The 19,102-nt window shown below is 70.9% G+C and carries 12 protein-coding genes; 4 read left to right on the top strand and 8 right to left on the bottom strand.

Annotated features, from left to right (window positions below):
• Positions 1-37 precede the first annotated feature (37 nt).
• Entirely contained in the window at positions 38-1,459 is a 1,422-nt protein-coding gene (locus LG634_RS27425; protein ID WP_372482498.1) for an endo-1,4-beta-xylanase, read from the top strand.
• Positions 1,460-1,529: 70 nt separating this feature from the next.
• Here the strand turns inward: LG634_RS27425 and LG634_RS27420 are convergent, their stop codons facing one another.
• Positions 1,530-4,001: a glycoside hydrolase family 9 protein gene (locus LG634_RS27420; protein ID WP_226737401.1), complete on the bottom strand. Its 2,472-nt coding sequence runs from the start codon at positions 3,999-4,001 to the stop codon at positions 1,530-1,532.
• 111 nt (positions 4,002-4,112) lie between these two features.
• Positions 4,113-4,850, bottom strand: coding sequence for an L-ribulose-5-phosphate 4-epimerase AraD (gene araD, locus LG634_RS27415; protein ID WP_226737399.1), 738 nt, complete (start codon positions 4,848-4,850; stop codon positions 4,113-4,115).
• A 320-nt stretch (positions 4,851-5,170) separates the two neighbouring features.
• On the opposite strand from araD, the gene LG634_RS27410 reads away from it, so the two are divergent.
• Positions 5,171-6,247 (top strand): LacI family DNA-binding transcriptional regulator, encoded by a 1,077-nt coding sequence (locus LG634_RS27410; protein WP_372482497.1) that lies wholly within the window; start codon positions 5,171-5,173, stop codon positions 6,245-6,247.
• 128 nt (positions 6,248-6,375) lie between these two features.
• Here the strand turns inward: LG634_RS27410 and LG634_RS27405 are convergent, their stop codons facing one another.
• The 5 genes from LG634_RS27405 to LG634_RS27385 all read right to left on the bottom strand — a co-directional run bounded on the left by LG634_RS27405 (position 6,376) and on the right by LG634_RS27385 (position 12,260).
• Positions 6,376-7,500, bottom strand: a complete 1,125-nt coding sequence (locus LG634_RS27405) for an aldose epimerase family protein (protein ID WP_226737395.1) — start codon at positions 7,498-7,500, stop codon at positions 6,376-6,378.
• A 17-nt stretch (positions 7,501-7,517) separates the two neighbouring features.
• A complete protein-coding gene (gene yjfF / locus LG634_RS27400; protein ID WP_226737393.1) occupies positions 7,518-8,540 on the bottom strand; it encodes a galactofuranose ABC transporter, permease protein YjfF in 1,023 nt (340 codons plus the stop codon).
• Entirely contained in the window at positions 8,537-9,637 is a 1,101-nt protein-coding gene (locus LG634_RS27395) for an ABC transporter permease (RefSeq protein ID WP_226737391.1), read from the bottom strand. The genes yjfF and LG634_RS27395 overlap by 4 nt, the downstream gene beginning before the upstream one ends.
• Positions 9,634-11,169, bottom strand: a complete 1,536-nt coding sequence (locus LG634_RS27390) for a sugar ABC transporter ATP-binding protein (RefSeq protein ID WP_226737390.1) — start codon at positions 11,167-11,169, stop codon at positions 9,634-9,636. The genes LG634_RS27395 and LG634_RS27390 overlap by 4 nt, the downstream gene beginning before the upstream one ends.
• A gap of 92 nt (positions 11,170-11,261) precedes the next feature.
• On the bottom strand, positions 11,262-12,260 hold the full coding sequence (locus LG634_RS27385) for an ABC transporter substrate-binding protein (RefSeq protein WP_226737387.1): 999 nt from the start codon (positions 12,258-12,260) through the stop codon (positions 11,262-11,264).
• 384 nt (positions 12,261-12,644) lie between these two features.
• Between LG634_RS27385 and araB the strand changes: the two genes are divergently transcribed.
• Entirely contained in the window at positions 12,645-14,339 is a 1,695-nt protein-coding gene (gene araB, locus LG634_RS27380) for a ribulokinase (protein WP_226737385.1), read from the top strand.
• Between the two features lie 67 nt (positions 14,340-14,406).
• Positions 14,407-15,918 carry an L-arabinose isomerase gene (gene araA / locus LG634_RS27375; RefSeq protein WP_226737383.1) on the top strand — a complete coding sequence of 504 codons (1,512 nt, stop codon included), beginning with the start codon at positions 14,407-14,409 and terminating at the stop codon, positions 15,916-15,918.
• 70 nt (positions 15,919-15,988) lie between these two features.
• On the opposite strand, the gene LG634_RS27370 is transcribed toward araA, so the two are convergent.
• Entirely contained in the window at positions 15,989-18,913 is a 2,925-nt protein-coding gene (locus LG634_RS27370) for a glycoside hydrolase family 48 protein (RefSeq protein WP_226737381.1), read from the bottom strand.
• Between the last annotated feature and the right edge of the window lie 189 nt (positions 18,914-19,102).

Raw genomic sequence — 19,102 nt, 5'->3', positions numbered from 1 at the left:
CTGTCCGTCCTGGAGGTTCTCCATGGGATTACCTGTCATGCACCTGCCATCCACCCGCCGGAAGGCCGGCGCTCTGCGCACAGCCCTGGTCGTCGGCGTCCTCGGTGCGGCCGCCGTGCTGGTTCCGCCGGCGACCTCGCAGGCCGCCGAGAGCACGCTCGGCCGCGCGGCAGCGCAGAGCGGCCGCTACTTCGGCACCGCCATCGCCTCGGGCAGGCTGGGCGACCCGGCGTACACGACGATCGCGGGCCGCGAGTTCAACTCGGTGACGCCCGAGAACGAGATGAAGATCGACGCCACCGAGCCCCAGCAGGGCCGGTTCGACTTCGCCGCCGGTGACCGCGTCTACAACTGGGCGGTGCAGAACGGCAAGCAGGTACGCGGCCACACCCTGGCCTGGCACTCCCAGCAGCCCGGCTGGATGCAGAACCTCAGCGGCAGCGCGCTGCGCCAGGCGATGACCCACCACATCAACGGCGTGATGGCCCACTACAAGGGCAGGATCGTCCAGTGGGACGTCGTGAACGAAGCCTTCGCCGACGGCAGTTCGGGGGCCCGGCGCGATTCCAACCTGCAGCGCACCGGCAACGACTGGATCGAGGTCGCCTTCCGCACCGCGCGGGCCGCGGACCCGGCCGCCAAGCTCTGCTACAACGACTACAACATCGAGAACTGGACCTGGGCCAAGACCCAGGCCGTGTACGCCATGGTCCGGGACTTCAAACAGCGCGGCGTGCCGATCGACTGCGTCGGCTTCCAGGCCCACTTCAACAACGACAGCCCGTACCACGCCAACTTCCGGACCACTCTCCAGAGCTTCGCCGCGCTCGGCGTGGACGTGGCCGTCACGGAACTCGACATCCAGGGCGCCTCGGGCACCACCTACGCCAACGTGACCAACGACTGCCTGGCCGTCCCGCGCTGCCTCGGCATCACCGTCTGGGGGGTGCGCGACACCGACTCCTGGCGACCGGAGCATGCGCCGCTGCTGTTCGACGGCAACGGCAACAAGAAGCCCGCTTACTCGTCGGTGCTCAACGCACTCAACGCCGGCTCCTCCACACCGACCCCGTCGCCCGGTTCCGGGCCGATCAGGGGCGTCGGCTCGGGGCGCTGCCTGGACGTGCCCGGGGCCGCCACCGCCGACGGCACCCAGGTCGCCCTGTGGGACTGCAACAACCGCATCAACCAGCAGTGGTCGTACACCACCGAACGCGAGCTGCGGGTGTACGGCACCAAGTGTCTCGACGCCGCCGGCACCGGCGTCGGCACCAGAGTGCAGATCTACAGCTGCTGGGGCGGCGACAACCAGAAGTGGCGCCTCAACTCGGACGGGTCGATCGTCGGAGTCCAGTCCGGCCTCTGCCTCGACGCCACCGGCAACGGCACCGCCAACGGCACCCTGATCCAGCTCTACACCTGCTCCAACGGCAGCAACCAGCGGTGGACCCGCACCTGACCCACACCCCGAACGGGCCCGCCCGCCGACCGGCTTCCCGGTCGGCGGGCGGGCCCGGCGTGCGGGGCGGTCAGGAGCAGGGGGCACCGCCCAGCGTGAAGCGTCCCGGAATCCCGTTGGTGCCCGAATACGTCGCCTGGAAGCCGAAGCTCGCACTGCCGCCGGGCGCCAGCGTGCCGTTCCACCCGGCGTCCCGGGCGGTGACGGAGGCGCCCTGCTGGCTCACCGTGGCGTTCCAGGCGTTGCCGATCAGCTGGTCACCCGCGAAGCTCCAGCCGAGGGTCCATCCGGAGACGGTCGAGGTCCCGGTGTTCTTCACAGTCACCGTCGCCGTGAAGCCGTTGCCCCAGGAGTTGTCGATCCGGTACGCCACCGTGCAGGGGGCCGCGGGCGCGTCGTCGTCCGCCTCCGTGGCCGTGAACGTCGCCGGCTGCACGCCGGACCCGCCGGCCGAGAACGTCGCACTGCCCGGGGACGTGTCGGCATCCTGCGCTGCGTGGACCGGAACCCGCTGCGCGGTGGCCCAGTCGGCCGGGGTGAACACGAGGGTCGCGGCCGCCGACAGGTCCTGGTCGCCGGAGGTCCGGTCCACCTTCACGGTGACGTTCTGCTCGGGTGCGGCCGAGAGCCGCACGCCGACCGTCGCCGAACCGCCCTCCGGGACCGTCACGGCCGCAGGTGTCACCTGGACGGCGGGCACCGCCGGGGCGCCGCGCCGCTCGGCTGCGAAGGCCGCCAGCCAGGCCAGCGAGGCGTTCCAGTTGATGGCCACCTCGTTGGTCGAGTACGAGCCGATGTCGTCCACATAGCACGCCGCCGGTGCGCAGCCCGCGAGCTTCTCCCTGGCCACGGGGTCCTCCAGTCCGGCGTTCGGCCCGCCCGCGAAGGAACCGGCCGGCGGGTGCGGCAGCGAGGGGTCGTTCTGGTGCGCCCAGAAGCGGTGGTGCTGGTTCTCGGAGTAGCGGTCTCCGTAGCCGGTCACATAGGAGAGGCCGAGCGCGTTGCGGCCGAGAAGGTAGTCGAGGGACTCCAGCGCTCCGGTCCGGTAGCGCTGCTGACCGGTGAGCTCGTACGCGACGGCGAGCACGATCGCGTTGTTGGCGACGGAGCTGTTGGAGCCCCACACGTAGCCGGTGACGGGGAGCGGGACCGCGTAGCCCTGTCCGGCCATGGTGGCCAGATGGGCGTCGGCGGCGGCGGTCAGCAGGCCGCGCAGCCGGGCCGTTTCGTCGGCGGGCAGGGACACGCCGGGGACGGTGGCGAGGGTGATGCGGCCGGGTGTGGCGGTGCCGCCCCACCAGAACGCGTCAACGGGCTTGGTGTGGTGCGGGGAGGAGGTGACGGCCTCCCGGTATGCCGACTCGCCGGTGGTGGCCAGGAGTTCCGCCGCCGCCCAGTAGAACTCGTCGGACACGTCGGCGTCCTCGTAGGCACCGCCACCGGTGTTGTCGCTCGCGGGAGCCAGCACGTTCGGGTTGGCCCTGGCCGCCGTCCAGGCGCGGCGGGCCGCGTCCAGGCAGCGGGCGGCGAACGCGGAGTCGTACGGGGCGTACACGCGGGCGCACTGTGCGCCGGCGGCTGCCAGGTTCAGGGTCGCCGCGGTCGACGGCTTGTGCAACTCGCGTGGTGCCGAGTCGAGTTCGGGCCGGGTCGGCAGGGCGGTCCACGTGGCGTCGTGCATCTTGTGGAAGGCCATGCCGGCCATCGGCTTCCCGGCCGGGACCTGCATCCGCATCAGGAACTCCAGCTCCCAGCGGGCCTCGTCCAGCACGTCCGGTGTCCCGTTGGCACGCTCCGGCACCCGCAGCGTGCCGTCACCGAGGGCGGCCTCGCTGCCCGAACGCCGGGCCCTTTCGAAGGAGTTGACCATCTCCCAGACGGATATGCCGCCGTTGACCACGTACTTCCCGTGGTCGCCGGCGTCGTACCAGCCCCCTCGTACGTCCCGTGTGTAGTCGCACACCCCGGTCTGGCAGGGGACACTGGTGTCGCCCTTGTTCGGGGCGACGCCGAGGTGCCCGGCCGGGCGGGCGTAGGCACTGCCGTCCACGAGGGCGGCATCGATCGCGATCCCACTGCGCTGCTGGTAGAAGAACGACATGCTGTCGGCGCGCAGTCCGTCGTACAGCGAGGCGGAGATGTCGAACGGGTGGCTGGTCCGGCCGCCCGCGACGAGGGTGAAGCCGGTGCCGGTGCCGGTGTACGCGCCGAAGTCCACCAGGTGCGTGGACTGACCGGACGCCTGGTCGGCACCGCGCACCGTGGTGGTGCCGGAGGCGACCACCGCGCCGGAGGCATCGCGCAGTTGCCACGCGAGCGGGGCGGTCGCGGAGTCGGCCACGGTGGCCCGCTTGGGGCCGTCGGGCAGGTAGCCGAGCTGGTTGACCCGGACGGGCGTGTCGGCAGCGGTGGCCGCGCCGGCGGCAGCTGCGACCGGAGTGTCCAGGGTGGTTGTGGACAGGGCGCCGACGGCTAGCGCCAGTCCGACGAGGGCGGCGGACGCGCGGCGCGGCACGCCGCGGGCGGGGGTGACAGAGGGCACGGTCGAAGCCTTCCGTGGGGGCGGACAACGGGTGTGGGAGCGCTCCCATGAAGCCAGTCGGCCGGACGGCCCGTCAAGGCTCTTGTCTGCATGCCGAGTCGGGATGCCTGCTCAGCCCTTCGGGGCGCGAGTGGCGTTGCCGTAGTACGCGTCCGGTCCGTGCTTGCGGGTGAAGTGCCGTTCCAGGAGATGCCCCGGCGGTTCGGAGGTGGCTCCGAGGCGGGACCCCAGCGCCAGTGTGTGCAGGGCCATCTCCGCCACGGCCTCGCAGACGATGGCGTTCTCCAGCGCGGCCGTCGCGGTGGCGCCCCAGGTGAAGGGACCGTGCCGCGAGACGAGCGCTCCGGGGACCTCGTCGGCCCGGCGCCGGTCGCCGTCGAGCAGGGCGACGATCACCTGTCCGGTGTTGTACTCGTAGTTCTGCGCGCACTGCTCGGCAGTGAGGTCCGCCGTCACCGGGACGGGTCCGTTGAAGGTGTCGGCGTGCGTCGTGCCGAGTACGGGGATCGGGCGGCGCGCCTGGGCGAACGCGACGGCGTGCCTCGAGTGCGTGTGGGTGACTCCCCCGATGGAGGGGAAGGCCCGGTAGAGGCACCGGTGGGTCTCGGTGTCGGTGGACGGCTTGAGGCGACCGTCGACGACGCGGCCGTCCTCCAGGGCCACCACCACCAGGTCGTCCTCGGCGAGGTCGGCGTAGGAGACGCCGGACGGCTTGATGACGAAGACGCCCGCGTCGCGGTCCACTCCGCTGACGTTTCCCCAGGTGAGGGTGGCCAGGCCGGCCTCCGGGATGCGCAGGTTGGCCGCGAGGACCTCGCGACGGAGGTCCTTCAGGTTGGGCTCGCTCACTACAGCTCTCACCGTCTCTCCGGCATGCGCGGCGGTTTCTCGGGCCGGCGTGCGGCAGTCCCCGCGGTCGCGCACGAGTGTGGGCAGGGTTGATCGGGGCCGCGACAGGCTTCGCGGCTGCGCTACCGCAGCTCCCCTGGCAGATTGTGAGCGCTAACAAGCAGCAATCTCAAGATGTACGAGGAGATTTCCGCCCCCATCCCATAGTGAGCGCGGCATAATGTGAGCGCAAACATCACCACTCACCCGCATCACCTCCCGAACGGTCCCAGGTGTGTGCGGGCCGCGCCGGGTTCGATACCTTGAGGGAAGGCCGCTCGATGAGGAAAGGAAGAGAATTGACCCAGCCCCCGGACGTCTCGCGAGCGCCCACGATGACGGACGTCGCGCGCGTCGCCGGCGTGTCCCACCAGACCGTTTCACGGGTGCTCAGCGACCACCCGAACGTCAGCGCCAAGACCCGCGCCGCGGTGACGCAGGTCATCGAACAGCTGGGGTACCGGCGCAACTCGGCGGCCCGGGCGCTGGCCACCCGGCGGACCCACACCCTGGGCGTCATCGCGGTGAACACCACGCTGCACGGGCCCGCCAGCACCGTGGCGGGAGTGCAGGAGGCGGCCCGGGACCGCGGCTACCTGACCTCCGCCGTCACGCTGCGGACCGCCACCCAGACGGCTCTCGCCGAAGCCATGCAGCACCTCGCCGGATGGGGCGTGGAGGGGATCGTCGCCGTCACTCCGCAGCGTGCCGCGGTGCGCGCCCTGGCGGCACTGGAAGCACCCTGCCCGGTGGTCACCGTGGAAGGCGGCCACACCCTCGACCTGCCGGGGGTGTCGCTGGACCAGAACCTCGGCGCCCGCATGATCACGGAGCACCTGCTCGCCTCGGGCCACGCCACCGTGTGGCACGTGGCGGGTCCGTCCGACTGGCTGGAGAGCGAGGCCCGCACGCAGGGCTGGGAGGAGACGCTGCGCGAGGCCGGCGCCGACGTCCCGCCCGTGCTGCGCGGCGACTGGAGTCCGCTGTCGGGCTACCAGGCCGGTCAGCAGCTCGCGGGCCGGGTCCTGGCCTCACGGGGGCGGGGCGCCGGCCTCACCGCCGTGTTCGTCGCCAACGACCAGATGGCCCTCGGTGTCCTGCGGGCCTTGCGGGAAGCGGGACTGCGCACACCGGAGGACGTGGCGGTGGCCGGGTTCGACGACATCCCCGAGGCGGAGTTCTTCCCGCCTCCGCTGACGACCATCCGGCAGGACTTCGCCTCGCTCGGACGCGACAGCATCGGCCTGCTCCTCGACCACATCGAAGGCCGCACCGACGAGTCGACCCACCTGGTGGTGGCGCCCGAGCTGATCGTGCGCGCCAGCACGGCCCGCAGGATCGCTCCCGCCGCCGAATGACCCTCGTCCGCACGGGGATCGGCGCCACCGGGAGAACCGGTACCGGTCCCGGCGGAGGCCGTGCCATGACGAAACCGCTGTCCGGTGCCCCCCGGCACCGGACAGCGGCCACGGCCGGCGCCGCCCTCTCAGGAGGTGACCGTCGTGAACCGGTGGATCGTCGTCGACCGGTACACCTCGCCCGGACGCAGGACGACCGTCGGGTGGTCGGAGCGGTTCGGCGAGTCCGGGAAGTGCTGCGTTTCCAGCGCGACCCCCGCATAGGCCTGGTAGGGCCTGCCCCCCTTGCCCGTGATGTCGCCGGTCAGGCCCTGGGCGGTGTACACCTGGATTCCCGGTTCCGTGGTGAGGACGTCCATGCGCCGTCCTGAAGCGGGGGCGTACAGAACGGCAGCCTTCAGGGGACGGTCCTGCCTGGCGCCGCCGAGGACCCAGTTGTGGTCGAAGCCGCCTCCGGCGAGAGCCAGTTGCGCATCCGGTCGGGTCAGGACGTCGGAGAGGCGCCGGGGCCGGCGGAGGTCGAACGGGGTACCGCTCACCGAGCGGTGTGGGCCGTCGGGGATCAGCTCGGCGTCGACCGGGGTGTAGAAGGGGGCCTCGACCTGGAGATGGTGGCCCAGGACGTTGCCGCGCCCCTCGCCCTCGAGGTTCCAGTAGGCGTGGTTGGTGAGATTGACGACCGTCGGCGCGTCGGCGGCCGCGTGGTACGACAGAGTCAGGTTGTCCTCCCGGTCCAGCGTGTAGGTGACGTGGACGTCGAGGGCACCGGGGAATCCCTGGTCGCCGTCGGGGCTGTGCAGGTACAGGCGGACACCGGTGCGGTGCGCGGAGTGGAAGGGTTCACACCGCCAGACCCGCTGGTCGAACCCGTCGGGGCCGCCGTGCAGCGTGTGCCCGTTCTCCTGGGTGGCGAGCCGGTGGGTGACCCCGTCGAGGACGAGCCGGCCGCCCGCGATCCGGTTGGCGTACCGGCCCGCCGTTGCGCCGAAGTAGCGTGCCGAGCCCTCGCAGGCGCCGGCGTCGCGGGGGGCGAGCACCACATCGGCGTTGTAGCCCCAGCGGTCGGGCAGGACCAGCGAACGGAGGCGGGCCCCGTGCGTGTGGACCTCCGCGCGGGCCCGGCCCGGGAAGCCGAACCGCCACCGCTCTCCCGTTCCTTCGCCGTCCAGGCGCTGGGGGTGGTCCGCCCTCGGACCGGCGGTGGTCTGCCCGGGCTCGACGGCCCGGCCGGAGGACTCGCGTAAGTGTTCCATGGAGGTGTTCCCTTGGGTCAGTCGGCGGCGGGGCGGCGTCCGGTCATCAGTCGTTGCAGCACGATGAACACGAGCAGCAGGGCGCCGATGACGATGCGGGTCCACCAGGAGCTGAGCGTGCCCTGGAAGTTGACGACCGTCTGGATGAGGCCGAGGACGAGCACGCCGAGGGCGGTGCCCAGGACGAAGCCGGAGCCTCCGGTCAGCAGCGAGCCGCCGATCACGGTGGCGGCGATGGCGTCGAGTTCCATGCCCATGGCGTGCAGGGCGTAGCCGGAGAGCATGTAGAAGGTCAGCAGGAGGCCGCCCAGTGCGGAGCACAGGCCGCTGACGGCGTACACGGCGATCTTGGTTGCGCCCACCGGGAGGCCCATCAGGCGCGCGGACGACTCGTTGCCCCCCAGCGCGTACACGTTGCGACCGAAGCGCGTGTGGTGCAGGACGACGAAGGCGGTCACCAGTACGGCCAGGGCGATGACCACCGGGATCGAGACGAACAGTCCCCCCGGACCGTACAGCCGGGTCTGCGCGATGCCCACGGTGGTGGGGTCGCTGATCGTGATGGATTCGGTGCTGATCATGTAGCAGAGCCCGCGGGCGAGGAACATGCCGGCCAGGGTGACGATGAACGGCTGGATCTCGAAGGCGTGGATGATCCAGCCCATGAGGGTCCCGCCGGCGGCACCGACCAGGAGGACCAGGGGGATGACGGTGGCCAGGGGCCAGCCCTGGGATTCGATCAGCCAGGCGGTGAGCATGGTCGACAGGGCCACCACGGAGCCGACGGACAGGTCGATGCCGCCAGTGAGGATGACGAACGTCGCCCCGACGGCGACGACCAGCAGGAACCCGTTGTCGATCAGCAGGTTGAGCAGGACCTGCGAGGAGAAGAAGCCCTCGTAGCGCACCGATCCGACGCCGAACATGGCGACCAGCAGGACGGCCGTGACGATCAGCGGGATGCGGATGCGGGTGCGAGGGGACACGGTGGCGAACGGGCGGGTGAGTTGCGCGGCGGCACTCGCCATGCCGGTGGTCATGCGCCTGCCTCCTGGTGCTGCGGGGCTGCACCCGCCGTCTTGTGGGGTCGGGGGGCGTTCGTCCTGCGGCGGCGCAGGGCCTTGGCCCGGAAGGCCGGTGACTGCACGAGGCAGACGACGATGACGACGAACGCCTTGAAGACGAGGGTGGTCTCGGGCGGGACGCCGAGGGTGTAGACGGTGGTGGAGAGGGTCTGGATGGTCAGGGCGCCCAGGACGGTTCCCCCCAGGGAGAAGCGTCCTCCGGTCAGGGCGGTGCCTCCGATGACGACCGCCAGGATCGCGTCGAGTTCGATCCAGAGGCCGGCGTTGTTCCCGTCGGCGCTGGAGACGTTCGAGCTGATCATCAGCCCGGCGACGGCGGCGCACAGCGCGCTGAAGACGTAGACGAGGGCGAGCAGACCGCCGGCGCGGATCCCGACGAGGTGGCTGGCGGCGGGGTTGCCGCCCACGGACTCGATCAGCATGCCGAGCGCGCTGCGACGGGTGACGAAGGCGGTGAGCGCGACGAGGGCGGCTGCCAGGAGGACGGCGAACGGGAAGAACAGCCAGTAGCCGCCGCCGATCATCTTGTAGGGGGCGCTGGTGACGGTGATGATCTGGCCGTCGCCGATCAGCTGGGCGACTCCGCGGCCGGCGACCATGAGGATCAACGTGGCCACGATGGGCTGTACCCCCAGCCCGGCCACCAGGAGGCCGTTGGCGAGGCCCAGTACGAGGGCGACTCCGAGGGCGAGGGCGACAGCCGTGACCATGGTGGCGACGCTGCCGGGACGGGCGGCGGTGGATATGTGCCCGCAGGCGAGGGCGCCGGCGATGGCGACCGTGGAGCCCACCGAGAGGTCGATGCCACGGGTGGCGATGACGAGGGTCATGCCGAGCGCCACCAGGATGAGGGGCGCCCCGAACTGGAGGATGTCGATGAGGCTGCCGTAGAGGTGGCCGTCGCGTACGCGGACGGCGAAGAAGTCGTGGTGGAACGCGAGGTTGCCGAGGAGCAGGGCGAGCAGGGCGAGCGCGGGCCACAGCAGCCGGTGGCCCGCCAGTCGTCTCCCGGCTCCGCCGGACGCCCGGTCCGTGGCGGGGTGGGGGGTCATGAGGCGGCTCCGGTGGCGATGGTCGTGAAGACGCGGTCGGGTGTGACGCTGTCGTCGTTCTCAAAGGTGGCGACCATGCGGTGGTCGCGGAGCACGGCGATGCGGTGGCTCAGGCGCAGGACCTCTTCGAGTTCCGCCGAGATGAACAGCACGGCGGTGCCTTCGTCCGCCAGGCGGGCCACGAGTCGCTGGATCTCGGCCTTGGCCCCGATGTCGATGCCCCGGGTGGGTTCGTCGAGGATCAGGAGCCGCGGTGCGGTCAGCAGCCACCGGGCGAGGAGGACCTTCTGCTGGTTTCCGCCGCTGAGGTGGCCTATCTGCGCTTCGGGGTCGGCCGGGCGGATGTCCAGGGCTTTGATCCAGTGCCGTGCCAGTTCGTCCTGCTGGGCGCGGGCCAGGGGTCTGGTCCAGCCGCGGGTGGCCTGCAGGGCCAGGACGATGTTCTCGCGGACCGTGAGCTCGCCCACCAGCCCTTCGGACTTGCGGTTCTCGGAGCAGAACGCGATGCCCCGGGCGATGGCGTGGCGGGGGGTGCGCAGGGCTGTCCTCTCGCCCTCGATGCGCACTTCTCCCCCATCTGCGCTGTCCGCTCCGAACAGGAGGCGCGCCGCCTCGGTGCGGCCCGAACCCAGGAGGCCGGCCAGTCCGACGACCTCTCCGCCGTGGATGTCGAGGTCGTACGGTTCGATCGAGCCCGCACGGGCCAGCCGGCGGGCCCGGAGGAACGGTTCGGCGGACGCCCGGCCGGACGGCTCCCCGGCGTCGCGGCCGGACAGCTGGTCGAGGGCTGCCAGTTCGCCGCCGATCATGCGCTGGACCAGCGTCACCGGAGTGAGTTCGCCGATGGGGTACTCGCCTTCCAGGCGGCCGTTGCGCAGGATGGTGACGCGGTCGCACAGATCGAATACCTGGTCGAGGAAGTGCGTCACGAACAGGATGGCCACACCGCGGTCCCGCAGGCGCCGCACCAGCGTGAAGAGCTGGGCCACCTCCTCCCGGTCCAGGCTCGACGTCGGTTCGTCCAGCACGAGGACCTTGGCCGAGACGTCCACGGCCCGAACGATCGCGACCAGTTGCTGCACCGCCAGTGAGTGCGAGCCGAGCAGGCTCGTGACGTCCAGGTGCAGGTCCAACTCGGTCAGCAGCTCTGCGGCCCGCTTCCTCAGGGCGGACCAGTGGACGAGACCGAACCGGCGCGGTTCGCGCCCGATGAGGATGTTCTCGGCGACCGAGAGGTTCGGGCAGAGGTTCACCTCCTGATAGACGGTGCTGATTCCGGCCTGCTGCGCGTGGAGGGGGTCCGTGAACGCATGGGGCCGGCCGTCGACGAGGATGCTCCCGCCGTCCGCGGGGTGGACGCCGGTGAGCACCTTGATCAAAGTGGACTTCCCGGCGCCGTTCTCGCCCATCAGGGCGTGCACCTCACCGGGGAAGAGCCGCAGGGCGACTCCGTCGAGGGCGAGCACGCCCGGGAACTGCTTGCGGACGTCCTGGGCTTCCAGGACCGGCCGCGGGGTGGACGGGGATGCCATCCGCCCTCCTGTCATGGGTCGGTGGTGGAACGGGAGCCGGCTGACGGGACGGCACCGGGGCCGGGGCTCCGCCGGCACCGGAGCCTGCCGCGTCAGTAGGTCCGGGACGGCAGCGCGGCTGCGGCCTTGTCCTGCGGGAAGACGCCTTCCTCGGTCTCGACACGCTTCGGCACGGTCTCCCCCGCCACGACCTTCTTGGCCAGCTCCATCAGCTGGCCCCCGAGCATGGGGTTGCACTCCACCACGACGTTGATCTTGCCCTGGGTCATGGCGACGAAGGCGTCCTTGATCCCGTCCACCGAGATCACCTTGATGTCCGTACCGGGCTTCTTGCCGGACTCCTCGATGGCCTGGATCGCGCCGAGGGCCATGTCGTCGTTGTGGGCGTAGAGGACGTCGATGTCCTTCTGGGACTTCAGGAACGCCTGCATGACCTCCTTGCCCTTGGCACGGGTGAAGTCCCCCGTCTGCGAAGCGACGATCTTGAACTTGCCGTCGCTGCGGATGGCGTCGGCGAAGCCGGCCTTGCGGTCGTTGGCGGGTGCGGAGCCCGTGGTGCCCTGGAGCTCGACGATGTTGACCGGCCCCGGCTGGTTCGCGTAGGCGCCGGTCAGCCACTCGCCCGCGGACTTGCCCTCCTTGACGAAGTCGGAGCCCAGGAAGGTCTTGTAGAGGGAGGCGTCCTGGGTGTCCACGGCGCGGTCGGTGAGGATGACCGGGATGCCCGCGTCCTTGGCCTCCTTGAGCACCGTGTCCCAGCCGGATTCCACGACCGGCGAGAACGCGATGACGTCGACCTTCTGCTGGATGAAGGTGCGGATCGCCTTGATCTGGTTCTCCTGCTTCTGCTGCGCGTCGGAGAACTTGAGGGTGATGCCGGCCTTCTTCGCGGCCTCCTGGACGGACTTGGTGTTGGCGGTACGCCAACCGCTCTCTGCGCCGACCTGGGCAAAACCCATGGTGATCGGGCCGCCGGAGCGCGCCTTGGTCGCGGCGGCCGGGCCGGAGCCGGGGCCCTCGGTCGAGCAGGCGGTCAGTGCCGAGGAGGCGAGGAGGGCGGCGGTGAGGACGAGAGCTGCTCTGCGGGCCATGACGGGTGTCCTTTCGGGAGGTGCGGAAAGCGCCCGACCCGGGCCGTGCGTGCCCGGGTCGGGGGCACGGCGGCGTCGGGGCTCGGTGGGCAGGAAGGGTTGCCCGAGGCGGGCGCCGTCGCATTGTGAGCGCTAACAAGCCCGCTTCTCAACCCCCGTGCATGCATTTCCTGTCCATTTACCGGTCCGCACCGACGATCCGGACCCCAACGTCGCGCGGGAATGGCGCACATGATCCGCACCTGCGTCTTGCCTCCTGGCATTGTTAGCGCTCACAATCGGTGCCCTCGGGCTCTCCTCCCGACTGCCGCAATCACCGGCCCGGCACCTCCGGTCGCCTGCTGCACCGCCATCCGCCCCGCATCCCCTTCGAAAGGCACTCCGTTGACGTCACCCCCTCACCCCGCGCCCCTCCCGCATGCCGGGGAACCCGAGCAGTACACGGTCGGCGTCGATTTCGGCACGCTGTCGGGCCGCGCCGTGGTGGTCCGGGTCCGCGACGGCCGGGAGCTGGCTGCGGCGGTCCACGTCTACCGGCACGGCGTCATCGACCGGCAGCTGCCGCGCGGCGGTGCGCAACTTCCGCCGGACTGGGCCCTGCAACACCCCCAGGACTGGCGGGACGTACTGCGCCACGCCGTCCCGGAGGCCGTGGCGGCAGCCGGGATCGATCCCGCCGCGGTGATCGGCATCGCCACCGACTTCACCGCCTGCACCGTGCTCCCCACACTGGCCGACGGGACCCCCCTCGCCGAGACCGACCTCGCCGGACGCCCGCACGCATGGCCCAAGCTGTGGAAGCACCATGCGGCCCAGCCGTACGCCGACCGCATCAACGAACTCGCCCACGCCCGCGGCGAGAAGTGGATCGCCCGCTACGGCGGCCGGATCTCCGCAGAGTGGCAGTTCGCCAAGGCCCTCCAGGTCCTTGAGGAGGATCCGCTCGTCTACGAAGCCTGCGCACGGTGGATCGAGGCCGCCGACTGGATCGTGTGGCAGCTCACCGGATCCGAGTCCCGCAACGCCTGCACCGCCGGCTACAAGGGCATCCACCAGGACGGCTCGTACCCCGGCGAGGAGTACCTGGCGGCCTTGAACCCACGGTTCGGCGACTTCGCACGCACCCGGCTCGCCTTCCCCCTCGCCGCCCTCGGCTCACGCGTGGGCTCCCTCTGCACCGAGGCAGCAGCCTGGACGGGGCTGCCCGCCGGGATCGCCGTGGCCGCCGGCAACGTCGACGCCCATGTCACCGCCGCGGCCGCCCAGGCCGTCGAGGACGGTCAACTGCTCGCCATCATGGGGACCTCCACCTGCCACGTCGTGAACGCCCCCGTCCTCGCCGACGTCCCCGGCATCTGCGGTGTGGTGGCCGGCGGAATCGTCGAGGGCACCTACGGCTACGAGGCCGGCCAGAGCGCGGTCGGCGACATCTTCGCCTGGGTGCTGGACCAAGGCGTCCCGCCGGACTACCTGGCCGAGGCCGACGGCCGCGGCGAGGACCTGCACACCCTGCTGACCCGCAAAGCCGCCCGGCAGCCCGTCGGCGGGCACGGCCTGGTCGCCCTCGACTGGCTGAACGGCAACCGCTCGGTCCTCGTCGACCACCACCTCTCCGGAGTCATCGTCGGCCTCACCCTCGCGACCCGCCCCGAGGACGTCTACCGCGCACTGCTCGAAGCCACCGCGTTCGGCACCCGCGTCATCGTGGAAGCCCTGGAAGCAGGCGGCGTACCGGTGCACGAGTTCATCGTCGCCGGCGGACTGGCCAAGAACGAACTGCTGATGCAGATCTACTCCGACGTGCTGCGACGCCCCGTCTCCCTCGCCGCGTCCGAGCAGGGCCCCGCCCTCGGGTCGGCCATCCACGCGGCGGTGGCCGCCGGCGCCCACTCCGACGTCCGCGCGGCCACCGCCGCCATGGGCCGCCGACTGCCGGCCGTGTACACGCCCGACGCCTCCCGGGCCGACGCCTACGACGCCCTCTTCGCCGAGTACCGCCTCCTGCACGACCACTTCGGCACCGGCGGCCTGCTGCACCGGCTGAGGAACATCCGCGACACGGCCCGCACCGCGCTCTGACCTCCCCCTCCGTCCGCTCCGCACACCCGCCCGCCCCCATCGAGGGACGCCACCGCAAGGAGTCCATGTGACCAGCCCAACGACCACCGACCGGGAGATCTGGTTCCTCACCGGCAGCCAAAGCCTGTACGGGGAGAAGACACTCGAGCAGGTCGCCGACCAGTCGCGGCAGATCGCCGCCCTGCTGACCGACGTCTCCGGCATTCCCGCACGCGTGGTCTGGAAGCCGGTCCTGACCGACGCCGAGGCCATCCGCCGGACGTGCCTGGAGGCGAACGCCGACGACCGGTGCACCGGGCTCATCGCCTGGATGCACACCTTCTCGCCGGCCAAGATGTGGATCGCCGGGCTGGACGCGCTGCGCAAGCCGCTGCTGCACCTCCACACCCAGTCGAACGTGGCCCTGCCCTGGGACACCATCGACATGGACTTCATGAACCTCAACCAAGCCGCCCACGGAGACCGCGAGTTCGGGCACGTCCAGACCCGCCTCGGGGTGCCCCGCAAGACCGTGGCGGGCCACGTCTCCGATCCGGTAACGACCGCGCGCGTCGCCGTCTGGGCGCGCGCGGCGGCCGCACGGTCCGAACTGGCCACCCTCAAGGTCGCCCGCTTCGGCGACAACATGCGCGACGTGGCCGTCACCGAGGGCGACAAGGTCGAGGCCCAGCTGCGCTTCGGCGTCTCCGTCAACACCTACGGCGTCAACGACCTGGTGGAGGTCGTCGACGGCGCGGACGACACCCGAGTGGCATCCCTCGTCGAGGAGTACGGGGACCTGTACCACCTGGCGCCGGAACTGCGGCCGGGCGGCGACCGGCACGGCTCACTGCGGTACGCGGCCCGCATCGAAGCAGGCCTGCGCACCTTCCTGGAAAGGGGCGGATTCGGCGCCTTCACCACCAACTTCGAGGACCTCGGCGGACTGCGCCAGCTGCCCGGGCTCGCGGTCCAGCGGCTCATGGCCCAGGGCTACGGCTTCGGCGGAGAGGGCGACTGGAAGACCGCGGTCCTGCTGCGCGCCCTCAAAGCTGCCGCCGCCGGCCTCCCCGGCGGCACCTCCTTCATGGAGGACTACACCTACGACATGACGCCCGGCGACGAGCTCATCCTCGGCGCGCACATGCTCGAAGTCTGCCCCACCCTCGCGGCCGCCAGGCCCACCTGCGAGATCCATCCCCTCGGCATCGGCGGGCGGGAGGACCCGGTGCGCCTGGTGTTCGACGCAGCCCCCGGCCCGGCCGTGGTCGTCGGTCTCGCCGACCTCGGCGACCGCTTCCGCCTGATCGCCAACGACATCGACGTGGTGGCCCCTCCGCAGCCACTGCCCCTCCTGCCGGTTGCCCGCGCCGTCTGGCGTCCCCACCCGGACCTGCGGACCTCCACCGAATCCTGGCTGACGGCCGGCGGGCCGCACCACACCGTCCTCAGTTCCGCCCTCACGTCCGAGCACCTCGACGACCTGGCGGAGATGCTCCGCATGGAACTCGCCCTCATCGACGGGACCACCACGCCGCAGCGGTTCCGGCGCGAGCTCCGCTGGAACCAGGCCTACCACCGGCTGGCACTGGGGCTGTGAGCCGTCCGGAGCCCGGCGCGTGCCGACGTCAGGGACGTCGGTGCGCGCCGGGCCGCCCGGGGCCGGGCCGTTATTCGAGCAGTTCCGCGTACGCACCCATGGCCAGGGCGATGTCCGCCTGGGCCCAGAACCGGTGGTACGTGAAGACGGGCGCCGCGCCGCCCGCCAGGTACGCCTCGACCTTCGGCCAGGCGGGGTCGTCCTCGTAGAAGGTGCGGATCGAGGCGAAGGTGGACGAGGAGTTCACCGTGTCGCCGTTCGGCATCGTGCCGCTCCACGTGCCCGGGACGTACACGGGGTCGTCGAAGCGCGTGTAGTCGGTCCGGGTCTCCGGGACGGAGAGCCCCAGCGGGTCCTGGTGGTGGGCCCACATGCCGTCGAGCAGGGCCTTGGCGACCCTCTTGGCCTCGGCGTCACCGGACTTGGCCGCGTAGTAGGTCAGCGTCTTGGCGTAGGCGGCCGCCACGCCCACGTCGTCGGTGTAGTCGGCGACCGTGACGTGCAGTCCCTTGTTGGCTCCGGGCGCGGACGGGTTCCAGGTGTCGGGTGCGCCGGACCACTGGAGGGTGGAGGGGATCCGGTAGGTGCCGTCGGGGTTGATCGTGGTCTTCGACAGGGCCCAGCGGACCCACTTGTCGAGCACGGTCTTGGCGACGGCGTCGCCGGTCTGCCGGTAGAGCTCGGCGACCCGTTCCATGGACCATGCCTGGAATCCGAACCACTGGTTCGAAGCGGGGTCGTGGTAGACGGGCTTCTCGTCGTAGAAGAGACCGTGGAAGGTGGGGGTCCCGGCCGGCGGCTGTGCGTAGCGGCCCTGCCAGCTGTTGGTGGCGCCGCCGGCGATGGCGCCCTCGTCGGACTGGAGCCAGCGGTAGAAGTCCAGCTGCCGGTCGAGGCTGGTCGCCCAGTCCGTGGCACCTGTCGCCGACTTGGGTTTCAGCGGGGCGTACTCGCTGAGTGCGTAGGCGGCCAGCGGGTTCTGGTACCCGCTGTGCGCGTGGCTGGAGCCGATCCGCCAGGACCAGCCGGCCGAGGGGTCGGCGGCGCCGCCCCAGGCGTAGTACCAGGACATCAGGTAGTGCGCGCTGTCCTTGCCGGTGCCGGCGGGGCAGGTGGTCGGGCCGACGCAGTTCCCGGACTTCTTGAAGTACTTGTCGAACATGGAGTAGCGCAGGTAGTCACCCATCTTGGCGGCCTTGGCGACGGTCGCGGTGACCTGGGTGCCCTTGCCCTGCGCCTTGGCCCAGATGTCGGCCCAGTAGGCGGCCTGGACGGCGCGTGCGTCGGCGTCCGGGGCGTTGGTGAATCTCCACTGCCTGGCGTAGGAGGAGTCCCCGGTGAAGAGGTCGAGGTAGCCGTTCCTGCCCCCGAAGGTGAAGTTGTCGCAGGTGGGGTGCGGAACGGTCTCCCAGACCGATTCCTGGGGCCCGCGCTGGAAGGTGTTGATGTACGAGGGTCCGGTCGCGGCCGGTCCGGCCGAGCACTTACCGGGCTCGTTGCCGTATCCGTAGACGTTGTCGACGTCCTGGAGCCAGTGCATGCCGTAGATGTCGTCCGTGCCGTACGTGCTCTTCAACTCGCCGGCGATCGGGTCCGAGCCGGCGGTGACTCCTCCGTCGAGCCGTGCCGGGTACTGCGACGGGAGGTCGTGCTCGGGGGCGTAGGTGGCGGGCTTGGAGGCGTTGTACGAGCCGGTGGTGGGCTGGTCGGCGTGGGTGGGGATCATGAATTTCTCCATGGTGTCCCACGCCCCGTTGAACTTGGTCCAGTCCCCGGTGATCTTCCCGTACATCGCTTGCAGCCAGATCAGGTAGCTGTACGCCTCCGAGGTCGTCTCGTGCCCGTGGTCGGGGGCCTCGACGATCAGTGTCTCGACGGAGTGGTAGGGGATGCCCTCCGGTGAGAAGTAGCCGTTCGCCGGATGGGTGATCTTCCCGTGGAGGTCCAGGAAGCGGGCGTCGTAGGTGGAGCCGGCGGCCAGCTGTGCGACCGTCACCTCGGCCTTCGTGTGGCCGGGGGCGGTCGCGGTGAAGACGGCCGTGCCGCTGCCGGTGGTCCCGGCGGCGACGGTCACCTTCCGGGCGGTGTTCCAGTCCGCCGGGGTGAAGGTGAGGGTCGCGGGTGAGGCGGACAGGTCGGTGTTGCCCGAGGTACGGGCGACGCCCACCGTGACGTTCGCGGCCGGCTGCTCGGACAGCTTCAGGTCGAAGGTGGCGCTCTCCCCACGCCGTACGGAGAGCTGCGCCGGGGCGGCGACGAGCGCGGGCCCGGCGGCGACGGTGATGCCGACGGGGGCCGACTCCGCTGATGCTCCGAGGCTGTCGTACGCCTTGGCGTAGAGGGAGTGCGAGCCGACGGAGAGCCCGGCGGCCGAGAGGGTGAAGGGCTCGGAGGTGTCGGTGCCGAGGAGGGTGGTGTCGCTGTAGAACTCGACCTTGCCGATGGTGGCCCCGTCGGCCGCGGCGGCGGTGGCGGCGAGGGGGACGGGAGTTCCCGCCGTGTAGACGGCGCCAGCGGTGGGGCTGGTCAGGACGGCGACCGGGGGCTGGTGGGCTCCGGTGCACGGGGTGCCGTTGACGGCGAAGGACGTGGGCGCGGCGTTCGTTCCGCTGTAGCTGAACTGGGCGCCGGTGGTGACTGCGGCACCGGCGGCGACGGTCCTGTTCCAGCCCGGGGCCGCGACGCGGACACTCTTGCCGGACTGGGTCCAGGTGCCGTTCCAGCCGTTGGTCAGCTGCTGGTTGCCGGAGTGGTCGTAGGTGAGGGTCCAGTCCTCGATCGCTGTGGCGGACCGGTTGGTGAGAGTGAGCTCGGCGGTGAAGCCCGAGCCCCAGTCGTTGGTCTTGTAGTCGACGCTGCACTGCACGGCCGCGGCCGCGGCGCTGCCGGCGCCGGCAGCCGTGAGGCCCAGGGGCAGGCAGAGGGAGAAGGTCGCCGCAGTCGTGACGAGCAGCCTGCGCCGTCCGTGGAATCCGGGTGGGGGATGTGTCGACATGCCGATGGTTCTCCTCGCGGCTCGGGAGACGGAGAGGGACAGACACGATCGCGCACACGTTCTGAACCGAGTGGGAGCGCTCCCACTGTGCAGAGATGACGGGACGCCGTCAAGACGCCGAACAGTCCCGGGCGCAGAGCGAGGTATTTACTCAATCCCTCTTTTTTTCGGCGCACTTTGGCGCTACGG

It is taken from the genome of Streptomyces bambusae, from assembly GCF_020532645.1.
Lineage (GTDB): Bacteria > Actinomycetota > Actinomycetes > Streptomycetales > Streptomycetaceae > Streptomyces > Streptomyces bambusae.
This window is presented reverse-complemented; position numbering and strand designations above follow the sequence as displayed.

Bases quoted from the DNA above. Each gene is read 5' to 3' on its own strand.
- LG634_RS27425 (WP_372482498.1), top strand. From the start codon at position 38: ATGCACCTGCCATCCACCCGCCGGAAGGCCGGCGCTCTGCGCACAGCC.
- LG634_RS27410 (WP_372482497.1), top strand. From the start codon at position 5,171: ATGAGGAAAGGAAGAGAATTGACCCAGCCCCCGGACGTCTCGCGAGCG.
- LG634_RS27405 (WP_226737395.1), bottom strand. From the start codon at position 7,500: ATGGAACACTTACGCGAGTCCTCCGGCCGGGCCGTCGAGCCCGGGCAG.
- yjfF (WP_226737393.1), bottom strand. From the start codon at position 8,540: ATGACCACCGGCATGGCGAGTGCCGCCGCGCAACTCACCCGCCCGTTC.
- LG634_RS27395 (WP_226737391.1), bottom strand. From the start codon at position 9,637: ATGACCCCCCACCCCGCCACGGACCGGGCGTCCGGCGGAGCCGGGAGA.
- LG634_RS27390 (WP_226737390.1), bottom strand. From the start codon at position 11,169: ATGGCATCCCCGTCCACCCCGCGGCCGGTCCTGGAAGCCCAGGACGTC.
- LG634_RS27385 (WP_226737387.1), bottom strand. From the start codon at position 12,260: ATGGCCCGCAGAGCAGCTCTCGTCCTCACCGCCGCCCTCCTCGCCTCC.
- LG634_RS27370 (WP_226737381.1), bottom strand. From the start codon at position 18,913: ATGTCGACACATCCCCCACCCGGATTCCACGGACGGCGCAGGCTGCTC.